The following is a 13,278-nucleotide window of genomic DNA, read 5'->3' as shown; positions in this document are numbered from 1 at the left end:
ACTTTCGTACATCAAGCATGCCGCATACCGGATGTTTTGCGTAATTCAATCCTGCTCGGCCGGTCCGGTCAGTGCCAAAAGCAGGGGAAAGGGATAGTTATGAGCAAGTTTGTTAGCCGCGACACGTTTATCCCCTATAATGTTCCCGACATTACAGAAGCCGAAATTGACGAAGTGGTTGCCACGCTGAGATCCGGCTGGCTTGCCAAAGGCCCCCGCACCATGCAGTTTGAAAAGCAGTTTGCCGAATATCTGGGCGCAAAATATGCCGTTGCGATGAACTCCTGTACGGCTGCTCTGCACATGGCGCTGGCGGCACAGGGCATTGGCCCGGGGGATGAGGTCATCACCACACCGATGACCTATGTGGCCTCTGCGAATACGATCGTTCACCTGGGGGCGACCCCGGTTCTGGCGGATATTGATTACCGCACGACCTGCATCGACCCGGACGAAATCGAAAAGAAGATCACGCCGAAAACCAAGGCGATCGTGCCCGTCCATTACAGCGGGCAGGTTTGCGATTTGGACCGCATCTATGAAATTGCGGACAAGCACCACCTGTTTGTTTCCGAAGACGCGGCCCACGCGCTCTGGAGCCGCTACAAGGGCAGGCTGATCGGCAATTCCCTGCAGGGCGCCGCGTCCTACAGCTTTTACGCCACAAAGAACCTTTGCACCGGCGACGGCGGCATGCTCGTCACCGATGACGAGGAAACCGCGGTCAAGGCCCGCATGCTCTCGAACAGCGGCATGAGCCAGAACGCGTGGAACCGCTACGCGAAGGGCGGCACATGGAGATACGACATCGCCGAGTTCGGTTATAAAAACAATATGTTCGACATTCAGGCCGCTCTGGGTCTGGTTCAGCTCCGCCGTTTGGAGGAGATGCAGGAGGCCCGCCTAAAGATCGCCGCCCGCTATCAGGAGGCGTTCGGCGCGATGGACGCGATTGAGGAGCCGTTTGTACCCGAGTACACCACCCACTGCTGGCACCTGTATGTGATCCGCATTGTGCCCGAGGTGCTCACGATCGACCGCGATCAGTTTATCACGGAGCTCAACGAGCGCAACGTCGGCACCAGCGTACACTTTATTCCGGTGCACAACATGTCGGCGTATACGAAGCGCTTCGGCTACAAGCCCGAGGATTTCCCGGAGACGCAGAAGCATTTTGAGCGCTGCATTTCTCTGCCGCTGTACCCCGGCCTGACGGATGAGCAGGTGCAGTATATCATCGATGCAGTGGCGGATATCGCTGCGAAGTACCACAAATAATCGTTGGATCAAAATCAAGCGTCCATCCTGCTGTGAAAAAGCAGGATGGACGCTTTTTGTCTGTCTGGGGTTATGTTGTCAGTCTTTTTCAAACAGCTCTGCAGCAAAGGCGACGATTTGTTCCTTTGGGTATAGATTGGTGGACGGACAAAGGATTTGATCGGTCAAAACAAAGGAATACAGCATGCCAAGATACGATCGGGCCGCCAGCTTCCCCTGCATCGTGCAAAAGGACAGAAACTGCGACGGTAACCATCTGATCAGATATCTTTGCTCTTCAACCTTCAAGTATAATCGTTTTCAACTAATTGGTTTAAATTGATTATACGCCTTTCATGTGAGAATGGAATCCCAAAATAACGCGGGCGTTTTGATATCGCTTTAACACAGTTAACAGAATTCTTATGTTCTTAAAAGCAAATAAAACGCGCCGGAAAATTTGACAAGAGAACAACTATCTGTTGTAACAAAAAAATTCCGGGATTTGCCTGAAATATTTGGCGGTATTTCCAAAATGATTTAATTCCGTTTTAACCCGCGCAGAAATCAAAGGATTTCTCCACAAGAATGCTTCCTTTTCTTCCCTGCATTTCTTCGATTTTCCGGTTTTTTCCAAATGGGCCGCGCATCGGTTGATTCCTTTTCAGGAATCCGGTACCATGAAGCCGTAAGTTCGGTTGGGGCCTGGGGCAGGTCGGAAAAGGGAGGAAAAGATGCAGAAATTATCTCAGCTGTTTCAAGAGATCAAAGCGCTGATTTTTCAAAAAACGAACCGCAAAATCCATTTCGACATACGCAATTTGCCCAGGGTCAGGCGGCTGGCCGTGCGCATGCCTTTGCAGACCGTGGCGCTGATCGCGCTGGTGATGGCGGCGATCATGACGGTGCTGAGCCTGAATCTTTCCGGGATCATGGTGGGCAACACCAAAAAGGACGTCAAATACCTTGCGCAGCAGAACGCCAATTTGGCGGCAGCCTACCTGGATACCATGCAGACCCGCTCCAGTGCGCTGGCGCTCGCAATGTCCAAGCTGGGGCAGCTTCACCTGACCAAGGAGCAGCTGCGCCCTTTTCTGAATGATATGCTGACCGGGATTCTGGAGGACGAGCGGATTTTTTCCGTGTATGTTGCGTGGGAGCCAGATGTGTATTTTGACAAAACGCCGTACGGGCTTTCGTCCTATGCTTTCCGCAGCGGCAGCGATGTGGCGATGACGGTGAAAAATGATTATGACCAGTATCACGATCAGCCCTATTACGCTATCGTAAAGGAAACGCGCAAGCCCTTGATTACGGAGCCGTATGAGGTAGAGCTTTCCACCGGAATTTCCGCCGGGAAAAAAGCGTGGATCATCAGCATCAGCAACCCGATTCTCGACCCCTCCGGCTCGTTTGTCGGCGTGGCCACCTGCGACGTGCTGCTGGATACGCTGAACCAGATCCCGTTTGATCTGGGCGGCTACCAAACGGCGTACAGCTTTTTGCTGACGCGGGAGGGCACCTATATTGCGCACTCTCAAAAAAGCGAGCTGCTCGGCACCCGGTACGGGCAGGCGGACGGGGCCGGGGAGAAAAGCGGCGGCCATGTACGCGACCTTGCGGCGAAGGGAATGGAAGAGTTTTTGTCCGGTACGGATGAATCCACGGGAAAGGATTCCTATCGAATTCAGATTCCGCTCTCCGTAGCCGGCGTGGAGCAGCCGCTTTCGAGCGCGTTTGTGGTGCGTACGGAGGAGGCGCTGGGCCAGGCCCGGCAGCTGACGCTGATTATTCTGGCAATCGCCTGCGGCGGGGTGATTCTGCTCGGGGTGAGCGTCTCGCTGCTGCTGCGGCGCGCGCTTGCGCCTATGCAGAATGTGATGCGGCTCGCGCTGGAAATGAGGAACGGGAACCTGAGCGCGGATGTTTCGGTCACCGCGCAGGACGAATTCGGCGAGCTGGCGGATACCTTCCGCCAAACCTGCCAGGTGCTGAGCACCTATGTGCAGGAGATTTCCCGCGTTCTGGGGCAGATCAGCACCGGCGACCTGCGGGTGGAGCTCAGGAATGAGTATGCGGGGGATTTTGTCCCCATCCGCCGGGCGCTGCTTGAGATTTCGGAATCCCTCAACCGAACGTTTTACCGTGTCAGCCATTCTGCCGAGCAGGTGGATTCCGGCTCCGTGCAGATGTTCGAGGCGTCCCAGTCGCTTGCGCGGGGGGCGGGGGAGCAGGCCGAGGCGATCGAACGGCTTTCCTCCGCGGTGAGGCAGGTGTCGGCGCAGGCGGAAGAAAACGCGGGCGGCGTGCGCAGCGCGGCAATGCATGTTGCGGCGACGGACGAGCAGACCTCCAGAGGAACGGAGCGGATGGCCGAACTGACGGCGGCCATGGGGGAGATCAGCGCTTCTTCGGCGCAGATCAAGCAGATCACCCGCATGATCGAGGAGATCGCGTTCCAGACGAATATTCTGGCACTGAACGCCTCCATAGAAGCGGCGCACGCGGGAGCGGCCGGCCGGGGCTTTTCCGTTGTGGCGCAGGAGGTTCGCTCCCTTGCGGCAAAGTCTGCCGAGGCCGCAAGGGAGGCGGAGGCGCTGATCCAGAAATCCTCCGGTCAGGTGCAAAAGGGCTCCGATATCGCGTGCCAGACGGCGGAAATTCTGAGCGCGATCGAGGAGCAGGCACGGCAGACGAAGGGGATTATGGATCAGATCGATTCTTCGGCGGCGGAGCAGGCGATTGCCGTCGCGCAGATCACCCGCGACCTGGAGGCGGTGTCTGTCGGGGTGCAGAGCAGCGCGGCTTCCGCGGAAGAGGGGTCATCGGCCAGTCAGGCTCTGTCGGAGCAGGCGGCCGCGCTGCACAGGGAGCTTGCGCGGTTCCGCTTTTCCTCCGCGGAGCACACGCACCGGGGAGCTGAGAAAGCGGCAGACACGGCAACGCCCGGCTATCCCTGTGTACGGGAGATGCCGGGCCGGGAAGAAACGCCGCAGGACTGCACAGGGGAAAACGAAATGGTTCCCCAAAGGGATGGCGAAAATCCCAAAACAGTATGTTTTGATGCTTTGGCTGCGGCGCAGGCCGAAACGGCGGCTCCCCAGCCGGTGGAAGCGGAGGACGTATGGAACCGACAGCTTGAAGAGGGCCCCGAAGCGACAGCGGAGAAAGCCCTCGAGCAGGCCTTTCCGGAAGAAGCGGAAGAGAGAGAAGCCGAAGAACGGGTGACAAAAGAATCAGAAACAAAAGAGCCGCAACCGGAAAAATTGGACACGGAAGAGCCGAAAACAGAAGAACCGGAAGCGGAGAAATCGGAAACACACCCCCAAAAGACGGAGGATGCTTCTTAACCGCTTTCACAGCGCCGCCGGGCACTGTCGGGCAGAAAAAGCGCCGCTTTTCTCCTGCGGTTGGTTCCGGCAGGCGGGCCGCGGCGCGGAGCATTCGTTTTGGCCGGCGTTCTGCGAAAACCACCCCACCAGCATGCGCGGCGGCAGGGCGTCCATATTCTGTTTGGCCTGCGTGCGCAGCTGGTATGCGGCAAAAAAGCACAGCAGAGAAATCGCGGCCAGCACAACCGCCAGTACGCCGAGCAGCGTTTCTGTTCTTTTCTTTTGCGGCATGACACCATTCCCTCCGGCGGGAGAAATCCCGCAATATATGGATCAAGTGTTGCCGGAATCTGCAAAATCATTCAGTGGGGCGAGGGCTTGCCCGAAAAATCCGGGCGCCGCCCAGCAAGGCTGTTCCACTCCGCTGCGAAAACTGCCGCCCGGAACACCTGTCTGCCTTTCTAAAAGCTGCGGGCGAATTCGCTCTGCATACGCTGTTTTTTGGTAAGCAAGGTATATTTGCGGATATTTTTCCAAATAATAGCGGTGTACCAGATACTGGCTCACGGCGGCCATTTCAGACCAACGCCCGGCAAAGCCGCCTGAAATCGGCTCGGCCCTTTGAACCCCTGCCTGCGAATACGTCGCATTCACCCGACAGGGTGGGGAAACAGAAAATTTCAGGGCGGTCTGAAGATTTTTTCGGGGAAGAATTCAACCCGAAAGCCGAGTATAAAGAAAAGCGGACATGGAAAACTGTTTGACAAAGCGGTTATTTCATGCTATACTGATCTTGCATTCTAAATGATGTACGAAAATGAGCTCACATCTTGATGTAAGTCATTGTCCGTTAATGATTTATGCAAGATGCGGGCTTTTTCTTTTTTACAGTTTTGGATACAACATTTTTCTAAGGAGGTGCTTTTCTTATGGAGAAAGGTACAGTCAAATGGTTCAATGCAGAAAAGGGTTATGGTTTTATCGCCAACGACAATGGTGGAGATGACGTGTTCGTTCATTTTTCCGCTATCGCCGGTCAGGGATATAAATCGCTGAGCGAGGGCCAGAAGGTCACTTTTGAAGTGGAAACTGACGCTCGCAATGGCAAGCTGAAGGCTGCCAATGTTGAGATTGCTGAGTAATTTTTTCTGAATTGAACGAAAAGGCCGTCCCGTGAGGGATGGCCTTTTGTTTTGCCGCTTTAGCGAGAACACCACCTGCTCTGCCGGTGAGAATCAAAATGCTTTCGCCTTCGGCATTGATCAAAGCGACCGTTCTTTTGTGCTCACTCAGCGCAGGTTTTGCCGATTGCAATTGCTTTCGCAGCCACGGGGCAGGTGATGCAATCAAAGCCCTTTTTGATACACCCCGAGACGTGCGCCGGTACTGCACCCTTTTAAAGTTTATGCAAACCGCGTTGAACGCGTGGCTTTGATCAACCGCAGCCGTGCGAAAGCGGTGTTTTCGCACCGGCATTTGAGAGCCGGATTACTCAATCCTCTCTGAAATTTCGCTGCGCACGCAGTTTCGATCCAGCTTGGCCCGGTACAGAAAATCGTCTGCCCTGCCCAGGTAGGCGTCCGTATCCACCCCGAATTCCTTGTAGTACATCGCCGCTCCAAGGCTTGCGGTCAGCTCGATTCGCTGCGAGTTGTGGTAAACCTCCAGCATCTCCACCTGCCGGCGAAGATGCTCCAAATGCGCCAGCGCCGTCTCGAGATCCGTATTGGGCAGGCAGATGACGAATTCATCCCCGCCGAACCGCCCCAGAAAGTCGTGCGGGCGCAGATTTGAGGAAAGGCACTCCGTGAACCGCTTGAGTACCACATCGCCGCCGATGTGGCCGTAGGTGTCGTTGATGTTTTTAAAATAGTCGATATCCGCAATCACAAGGGTCAGCGGCAGGCTTTCCCACCGGGCCCTGTTCATTTCGGCGGCCAGCAGCTCCACAAAGCTTCTGCGGTTGAGCGCTCCGGTCAAAAAATCATGCATTGCCAGAAATTCGTTTTCCTCCTGGCTTCTGCGCAGGTTGGCCTCGTTTTGCTTATAGATCGTCATGTCGCGGATGGAGAGCACGGCGAGCCGCACGCCGTCCTTGTCCTGAAAAAGCGCGGAGGTGTAGTCGGCAACGAATTTGCTGCCGTCTCCCTTAATAAAGGTCAGCTCTTTCCGGGCCTTTCCCCGCCTTTCGCGCTCCTGAATCGCGAGCGCCAGCTTGGGGTCGCCCAGGTCGGTGATCCCGGCCCGGCCCGCATGGCACAGTTCTTCCTCCGTTCTCAGGAACAGGCGGCAGGCCGCCGGATTGGCCCGGTAGATTTTGCCCTTTGGGCTTGTAATCAAAATTGCATCCTCGCTGTTTTCAAAAACGAGCCGGTAATGCTCGTCGCTCATTTGAAATTCCATCTTGTTTCCCTCCTCCGAATCCTGAAGGCGTTGGCTGGGTCTGCGCCGGTGTTCCGAAAACCGGCGGTGCTTTTCCGCTCGGCCCGGGATTCTCACCAGCGTGCAGGGTGGGGGCTGCACGCTAGACGCGGGGTTCTGAAACTGCCGTTCAGCTTCTTTTTACTATAGAATATATATCAATCCTTTCCTGATGTAAAGCAATAAATGACACGGAAAGGCTTAAAACGGAAATAAATTTCATTTTCTATTTTCCGCAACTTTGGATGTTTTTCCGCGCTGGAAAATAGAGGGGGTCGGCTCCCGGTTTCCGTCCGCGGCAAATGAAATGCGCGAGCCTGAAAAAAGGATTTTTTGGGGCCGTCCACGTGTGTTTGGTGCCGCTTTGCGCTGATTAAAGCTTCCTGCTTCTGGATATGCTAAAGAAACGGGAGGGATTTGGAATGAGCAAGCGCGTTGCAGCGTTTTTTTCTGTTTTTATGCTCTGCATGTTTCTGCTGCTGATGAACCTGTATCGCATTGCCACGGGCAGTCAGCTTGCCGAAACCGCCGACCGGCAGAGCAGCTACTGGCTGACGGTTTCTTCGGGCCGCGGCACCATTTACGATACAAAACTCAATCCGCTGACGGGAGTGGAGAAGGGGTATACGGCTGTGGTCAACCCCACGCCGGAATCGGCCTCCGCGCTGGAGGCGGTTCTTCCCCGCGCGCGGATGGAAGAGGTCTATACGCTTCTGACGAAGGGAAAGCCGTTTCTGCTGGGTCTGCCCAAGCCCGTTTCAGCGGAGGGGATCGACACCTTTGAAACCAACCGCCGCTATGGTGCGAGCGGACAGATCGCCGCCAATGTGATCGGCTATCTGGATGGAAGCGGCACGGGCGTGGCCGGGATGGAGAAGGCGTATCAGGAATTTTTGTCCAGCGATCCGGGCGAGGTCGCGGTCAACTACCGAGTGGATGCGATTAACCGGATTCTGCCGGGAGAAAACAAACAGGTGATCGATACCTCCAGCAAAAACAAAAAGGGCGTCGTGCTCACGCTGGATGCCGAAATTCAGGCGCTGGCGGAGCGTTCGGCGAAAAAACACCTGAAAAAGGGCGCCGTCGTCGTTACGGAGGTGCCGAGCGGGAAAATTCGCGCAATGGTCAGCCTGCCGGATTTTTCGCCGAATGATCTGCAGTCGGCGCTGAAGAATCCGGATTCCCCGCTTTTGAACCGCGCGATTTCCGCCTACAGCGTCGGCTCGGTGTTTAAGGTTGTCTCTGCGGCGGCGGCACTCGAAAGCGGCGTTTCGCCGGGCACCACCTTTACCTGCACCGGAGGAATCGAGGTGAGCGGGGGCGTGTTCCACTGCTATAACGGAAAGGCGCACGGCACGCTGGATATGCAGGGCGCGATCGCGCAGTCGTGCAATACCTATTTTGTCAGGCTGATGCAGCAGGTGCCGAACGAGACCTTTCTCAGTATGGCAAAGTCGCTCGGCTTTGGCCAGAGCCTGACCCTGGCGCCGGGCTATGCCTCTGCGGCGGGGAGCCTGCCGGAGAAAGACGAGCTCCTGGTGCCGCGCGCGCTGGCGAATTTTTCGTTTGGGCAGGGCGTTTTAACCGCAACGCCGGTGCAGATTGCCGGGCTGATGAACGCGGTAGCCTCGGGCGGGCTGTATACGCCGCCCGGCCTTGTACAGGGGCTGGTGGATGAAAATCTGCGGTATGTGGAGGCGGCAAAGCAGCCGGAAGCCGTGCGGGTGATGTCGCAGGATACGGCGGCGCGGCTGCGGCAGTTTATGGGCGTGGCCGTGGAGGACGGCACGGCGAAAAAGGGCAAGCCGGTGCTCGGCGGAGCCGGGGTGAAAACGGGAACAGCCCAGACCGGGCAGTTTGAAGGCAGCAAAGAGATCGTGCAGGGCTGGTACACGGGATTCTTCCCGCTCGAGAGCCCGCGCTACAGCATTGTGGTGCTCTCGGAGAACGCGCAGGGCGCCAGCGACGGAGCCCCGGTCTTTCAGGAAATTGCGAACGCTCTGATCTCAAAAACCAATTGACAACCGCCGGAATTCGGGAGTATAATAAAAACGATTTTGATAGAAAAAAGGCGTATATGGGAAAGAAGCTGTTTTCGTGTTTCGCAGCAGAGAGAGGGTTCCGCCGGCACAGCCGGTTAGGCTGAAAGACCCTTGCGAGCGGCGGGCGGCAGGCCCCTCCCGCAGCCGCCGGGTGAAGAATCCGGACGTTCCCCGCGTTAAGGGGCTTGAGTGGCGCGGTTTGCGCAATTTGGGTGGTACCACGGGCTTTCTCCGTCCCATTTCGGGCGGTGAAGGTCTGTTTTTTTGTGTTTTCACGGTTTGCCGCGCGCCCATTCCAATTGCAATCAATTCACTGAAAAAGTGATTTTCTTTCTGTAAACAGGGGGCATCTTCCGCCGCCTTGGGCAGGGAAAGAACGAAAGGCTTTTTCAAGTGGAATTACGATCAGACAGGAGAGTTAAGAATCATGCAGTGGACAGGATTGAACGAGATTCGTGAAAAGTATCTGTCTTTTTTTGAATCGAAAGGACATTTGCGCCTGAAGAGCTTTTCTCTGGTGCCGAACGGAGACAACAGTCTTTTGCTCATCAACTCCGGCATGGCGCCCATGAAAAAGTATTTTACGGGCGAGGTAACGCCCCCCAGAAAACGCGTGACCACCTGCCAGAAGTGCATCCGCACGCCGGATATTGAGCGCGTCGGCATCACCGCGCGCCACGGCACCTATTTTGAGATGCTCGGCAATTTCTCGTTCGGCGATTATTTTAAACACGAGGCCACGGCCTGGGCATGGGAGTTTTGTACCAAGGTGATGGCCCTGCCCGCGGATCGCGTATGGGTCACGATTTATCAGGACGACGACGAGGCATTCGAGATCTGGACGAAAGAGGTCGGCGTTTCTCCCGACCGCATTGTGCGCCTCGGCAAGGAGGATAACTTCTGGGAGCACGGCTCCGGCCCCTGCGGCCCTTGCTCCGAGCTGCATTTTGACCGCGGCGAGCAGTACGGCTGCGGTTCGCCTACCTGCGGCCCCGGCTGCGACTGCGACCGCTATGTGGAGTTCTGGAACCTGGTGTTCACTCAGTTTGACAGCGACGGAAAGGGTACCTACACCCCGCTCGACCACCCGAATATCGATACCGGCATGGGCCTTGAGCGCCTGGCCTGCATCATGCAGGGGGTAGACAACCTCTTCCTGGTGGACACCGTACAGAATATTATGAAGCATGTCGGCCGCATTGCGGGCATTCAGTACGGCGACGACGATAAAAAAGATATTTCCCTGCGCGTGATCACCGACCACATTCGCAGCACCACCTTTATGATCGGCGACGGTGTGATGCCCTCCAACGAGGGCCGCGGCTATGTGCTGCGCCGCCTGCTGCGCCGCGCGGCGCGCCACGGCAAGCTGATCGGCATCAACCGCCCGTTCCTGTTTGAAGTGGCGGAGACCGTGATTGCCGAAAACAAGGGCGCTTATCCCGAGCTGGCGGAAAAGCGAGACATGATCGTGAAGCTGATTCACGTGGAGGAAGAGAGCTTTGCCCGCACGATTGATCAGGGCCTGCAGCTTTTGAATCACCTGATGCAGGGGATGGAAGGAAAGGTGTTCTCCGGCGAGGATGCGTTCCGTCTGAACGACACCTACGGTTTCCCGCTCGATCTGACGAAGGAAATCGTCGCGGAGCAGGGCATGACCGTGGACGAGGAGACCTTCCGCCGCTTGATGGCCGAGCAGAAGCAGCGCGCCCGCGCGGCCCGCAAGAACGCGGGCGCGGACGCCTGGGCAGGCGGCGCGAACGGCACGGAAGAGCTGCCCGCCACCGCGTTTGTGGGCTATGAAACAATGCAGAGCGAGGCCGAGGTGCTGGCCGTGATCAAAAACGGCGAGCGCGTGGATTCTGCCGAGGTGGGTGACGAGGCCACTCTGGTGCTGAGCCGGAGCCCATTCTACGCCGAAAGCGGCGGGCAGGTGGGCGACACCGGCACGATCACCGCACAGGATACCGAATTCACGGTGACCGACACCACAAAGAACCCCAGCGGCATTTTCCTGCACCGCGGCAAAATCACCGCCGGGCGCATTTCGGAGGGCGATACCGTCACCGCGAAGGTGGACGGCGAGCGCCGCGCGGCGATCATGCGCAATCATACGGCGGCCCACCTGCTGCAGGCGGCGCTGCGCCGTGTGCTGGGCGCCCACGTGGAGCAGGCTGGTCAGCTCGTCAATGATGAACATGTGCGCTTTGACTTTACGCATTTCTCCGCGATGACGCCGGAGGAGCTGCAGCAGACCGAAGCGCTGGTCAATCAGGCGATCCTTGAGGGGATTTCTGTGGAGTGCCGCGAAATGCCGATCGAGGAAGCAAAGAAGCTCGGCGCAATGGCGCTGTTCGGCGAAAAGTACGGCGATGTTGTCCGCGTGGTCAGCGCCGGGGACTTCTCCCGTGAGCTGTGCGGCGGCACGCATATCGACAATACCGCAAAGCTCGGTCTGTTCCGCATAGTTTCCGAAAGCTCCGTTGCGGCGGGTGTCCGCCGGATTGAGGGCGTTACCGGAACCGGCGTTCTGGCGCTGCTCTCCCGCCAGGCCGAGCGGATGCAGGAGACTGCCGCGGCGCTCAAGGTGAACAATGTGTCCGAGCTGGTGCAGCGTGCAAAGCAGGTCGCGGCTGAGCTCAAGGAAAAGGATCGCGAGATCGAAAGCCTGACCGGAAAGCTTGCGTCCGTCCGCATCAGCGGCATGCTGGCAAACGCTCGGCCGGTGGGCGGCGTTCGCGTGATGACTGCGGTGTTGCCCGGCACGGGCGCGGATGCACTTCGCGCCATGTGCGACCAGATCAAGAGCCGGCAGGCGGATGTCGTCGCGATTCTGGCAGGCGTGACCGACGGCAAGGCAACCATCGCCGCGACGGCGGGAACCGAAGCGCAGAAGCTCGGCGTACACGCGGGCAAGCTGGTCGGCCAGGTGGCAAAGCTGGCCGGCGGCAACGGCGGCGGCAAGCCCGACCTGGCGATGGCCGGCGCGAAGGATCCCGCAAAGCTGGAAGAAGCGCTCTCCGCGGCGGATGAACTCATCGCCGCAATGCTCAAATAAGCACGGTCGCCAAAAAGCGGGCGCAGCATGGGCTTGCCGTCGCTCCCCGTGCGATTGTTTGCCGACAGGGGTAACAGTAAGCCGCAAGGGCCAGTATGATATCAGCAGGCGCGTTTCTTTCCTCGCCCACAGCCCTGCGTTTTCGGGCGGCCCGCGCTTTTCACGTTTTTCAAAGACGGCAAAATCAACGGCTAATTCAAAATAAGATCGCATAGGTTTTAATGTTAGGAGGAATTTTCGGTGGATTGTGTGTTCTGCAAAATCGCAAATGGCGAAATTCCCAGCAAAAAAGTGTATGAGGACGATAAAATCCTCGTGTTCCACGACCTGGATCCTCAGGCCCCGGTGCATGTTCTCATTATCCCGAAGCAGCATATTTCCTCCACGTGGGAGATCACGGAGGAGAACAGCGGAATCATCGCCTATGTTTTTGAAAAGGCCCCGCAGCTTGCAAAGCAGCTTGGGTTAGAGGGCGGCTTCCGCCTGGTCAACAACTGCGGCAACGACGGCGGCCAAACCGTGCAGCACCTGCATTTTCATCTGCTGGGCGGCCGGTTTATGGCGTGGCCTCCGGGCTGATGCCCTTCCCTTGAAATTAACAGAAGAAAGGTCTGTAACTAGAATGAGCGCAGAAACATACCAAATCACAATTGCCGGGTGCGAGAGGCAGCTCCCCATTTGCCCGATCGACGAGCATCTCGACATCGCCGGCTTTGTGATGTTCGGCGATATCGAGATCACCGAGCGCGCGGCGGAGGAGCTGCTGGCCCGCTGCCCCGAGCACGATGTGGTCATCACGGCGGAGACAAAGGGAATCCCCCTGTGCTACGAAATGGCGCGCAGAGGCTGCCGCCGCTATGTGGTGGCGCGCAAAAGCGTAAAGGCGTACATGCGCAACTGCATCCATGTCGAGGTGAAATCCATCACAACGGATCACGTGCAGGACCTGTATCTTTCGGAGGACGACTATAAAGATCTTGCCGGAAAGCGCGTTCTGATTGTCGACGACGTGATCAGCACCGGCGAATCCCTCGCCGCGATTGAGAAGCTGGTTCACGAATTCGGCGGCAACGTGGTTGGCCGCGCCTGTGTTCTGGCCGAGGGCGACGCCGCAAAGCGCGACGATATCATCTTCCTCGAGCCGCTTCCCCTGTTTGTGAAGTAATAA

At 57.2% G+C, this 13,278-nt stretch carries 11 protein-coding genes; 7 read left to right on the top strand and 4 right to left on the bottom strand.

Features of this window, described 5'->3' with window-relative positions; all coding sequences use genetic code 11:
* Positions 1–99 precede the first annotated feature (99 nt).
* Together G340_RS0112725 and G340_RS0112710 are read left to right on the top strand one after the other, a co-directional pair.
* Positions 100–1,278, top strand: coding sequence for a DegT/DnrJ/EryC1/StrS family aminotransferase (locus tag G340_RS0112725; protein WP_020074032.1), 1,179 nt, complete (start codon positions 100–102; stop codon positions 1,276–1,278).
* 713 nt (positions 1,279–1,991) lie between these two features.
* Entirely contained in the window at positions 1,992–4,607 is a 2,616-nt protein-coding gene (locus G340_RS0112710; protein ID WP_020074029.1) for a methyl-accepting chemotaxis protein, read from the top strand.
* Positions 4,608–4,613: 6 nt separating this feature from the next.
* Here G340_RS0112710 and G340_RS0112705 read toward each other — a convergent pair whose 3' ends face one another.
* Both G340_RS0112705 and G340_RS0112700 read right to left on the bottom strand, forming a co-directional pair.
* Positions 4,614–4,880, bottom strand: coding sequence for a hypothetical protein (locus G340_RS0112705; protein ID WP_020074028.1), 267 nt, complete (start codon positions 4,878–4,880; stop codon positions 4,614–4,616).
* A gap of 42 nt (positions 4,881–4,922) precedes the next feature.
* A complete protein-coding gene (locus tag G340_RS0112700) occupies positions 4,923–5,156 on the bottom strand; it encodes a hypothetical protein (protein ID WP_154653204.1) in 234 nt (77 codons plus the stop codon).
* Between the two features lie 362 nt (positions 5,157–5,518).
* Here G340_RS0112700 and G340_RS0112695 point away from each other — a divergent pair, with 362 nt between their 5' ends.
* Positions 5,519–5,731: a cold-shock protein gene (locus G340_RS0112695; RefSeq protein ID WP_020074026.1), complete on the top strand. Its 213-nt coding sequence runs from the start codon at positions 5,519–5,521 to the stop codon at positions 5,729–5,731.
* Between the two features lie 346 nt (positions 5,732–6,077).
* Here G340_RS0112695 and G340_RS0112690 read toward each other — a convergent pair whose 3' ends face one another.
* Complete coding sequence (locus G340_RS0112690; RefSeq protein ID WP_020074025.1) at positions 6,078–6,992, bottom strand: sensor domain-containing diguanylate cyclase; 915 nt, start codon at positions 6,990–6,992, stop codon at positions 6,078–6,080.
* 440 nt (positions 6,993–7,432) lie between these two features.
* Between G340_RS0112690 and G340_RS0112680 the strand changes: the two genes are divergently transcribed.
* Positions 7,433–9,031: a peptidoglycan D,D-transpeptidase FtsI family protein gene (locus G340_RS0112680; protein WP_020074023.1), complete on the top strand. Its 1,599-nt coding sequence runs from the start codon at positions 7,433–7,435 to the stop codon at positions 9,029–9,031.
* On the opposite strand, the gene G340_RS18005 is transcribed toward G340_RS0112680, so the two are convergent.
* On the bottom strand, positions 9,017–9,445 hold the full coding sequence (locus G340_RS18005; RefSeq protein WP_154653203.1) for a hypothetical protein: 429 nt from the start codon (positions 9,443–9,445) through the stop codon (positions 9,017–9,019). The two genes, G340_RS0112680 and G340_RS18005, sit on opposite strands and share 15 nt — an antisense overlap.
* Positions 9,446–9,479: 34 nt before the next feature.
* Here G340_RS18005 and alaS point away from each other — a divergent pair, with 34 nt between their 5' ends.
* The 3 genes from alaS (at position 9,480) to G340_RS0112660 (ending at position 13,275) form a co-directional block, all read left to right on the top strand.
* Positions 9,480–12,110: an alanine--tRNA ligase gene (gene alaS, locus G340_RS0112670; RefSeq protein WP_020074021.1), complete on the top strand. Its 2,631-nt coding sequence runs from the start codon at positions 9,480–9,482 to the stop codon at positions 12,108–12,110.
* Positions 12,111–12,350: 240 nt separating this feature from the next.
* On the top strand, positions 12,351–12,689 hold the full coding sequence (locus tag G340_RS0112665; protein ID WP_020074020.1) for a histidine triad nucleotide-binding protein: 339 nt from the start codon (positions 12,351–12,353) through the stop codon (positions 12,687–12,689).
* A gap of 43 nt (positions 12,690–12,732) precedes the next feature.
* Positions 12,733–13,275 (top strand): phosphoribosyltransferase family protein, encoded by a 543-nt coding sequence (locus G340_RS0112660; RefSeq protein WP_020074019.1) that lies wholly within the window; start codon positions 12,733–12,735, stop codon positions 13,273–13,275.
* The last annotated feature ends 3 nt before the right edge of the window (positions 13,276–13,278 follow it).

The organism is Faecalispora sporosphaeroides DSM 1294 (assembly GCA_000383295.1).
GTDB classification, from domain to species: domain Bacteria; phylum Bacillota; class Clostridia; order Oscillospirales; family Acutalibacteraceae; genus Faecalispora; species Faecalispora sporosphaeroides.
This window is presented reverse-complemented; position numbering and strand designations above follow the sequence as displayed.

Excerpts from the sequence above, each read along its gene's own strand:
- G340_RS0112690 (WP_020074025.1), bottom strand. The coding sequence starts at position 6,992 with ATGGAATTTCAAATGAGCGACGAGCATTACCGGCTCGTTTTTGAAAAC.
- G340_RS0112725 (WP_020074032.1), top strand. The coding sequence starts at position 100 with ATGAGCAAGTTTGTTAGCCGCGACACGTTTATCCCCTATAATGTTCCC.
- G340_RS0112705 (WP_020074028.1), bottom strand. The coding sequence starts at position 4,880 with ATGCCGCAAAAGAAAAGAACAGAAACGCTGCTCGGCGTACTGGCGGTT.
- G340_RS0112695 (WP_020074026.1), top strand. The coding sequence starts at position 5,519 with ATGGAGAAAGGTACAGTCAAATGGTTCAATGCAGAAAAGGGTTATGGT.
- G340_RS0112660 (WP_020074019.1), top strand. The coding sequence starts at position 12,733 with ATGAGCGCAGAAACATACCAAATCACAATTGCCGGGTGCGAGAGGCAG.
- G340_RS0112710 (WP_020074029.1), top strand. The coding sequence starts at position 1,992 with ATGCAGAAATTATCTCAGCTGTTTCAAGAGATCAAAGCGCTGATTTTT.
- G340_RS0112680 (WP_020074023.1), top strand. The coding sequence starts at position 7,433 with ATGAGCAAGCGCGTTGCAGCGTTTTTTTCTGTTTTTATGCTCTGCATG.
- alaS (WP_020074021.1), top strand. The coding sequence starts at position 9,480 with ATGCAGTGGACAGGATTGAACGAGATTCGTGAAAAGTATCTGTCTTTT.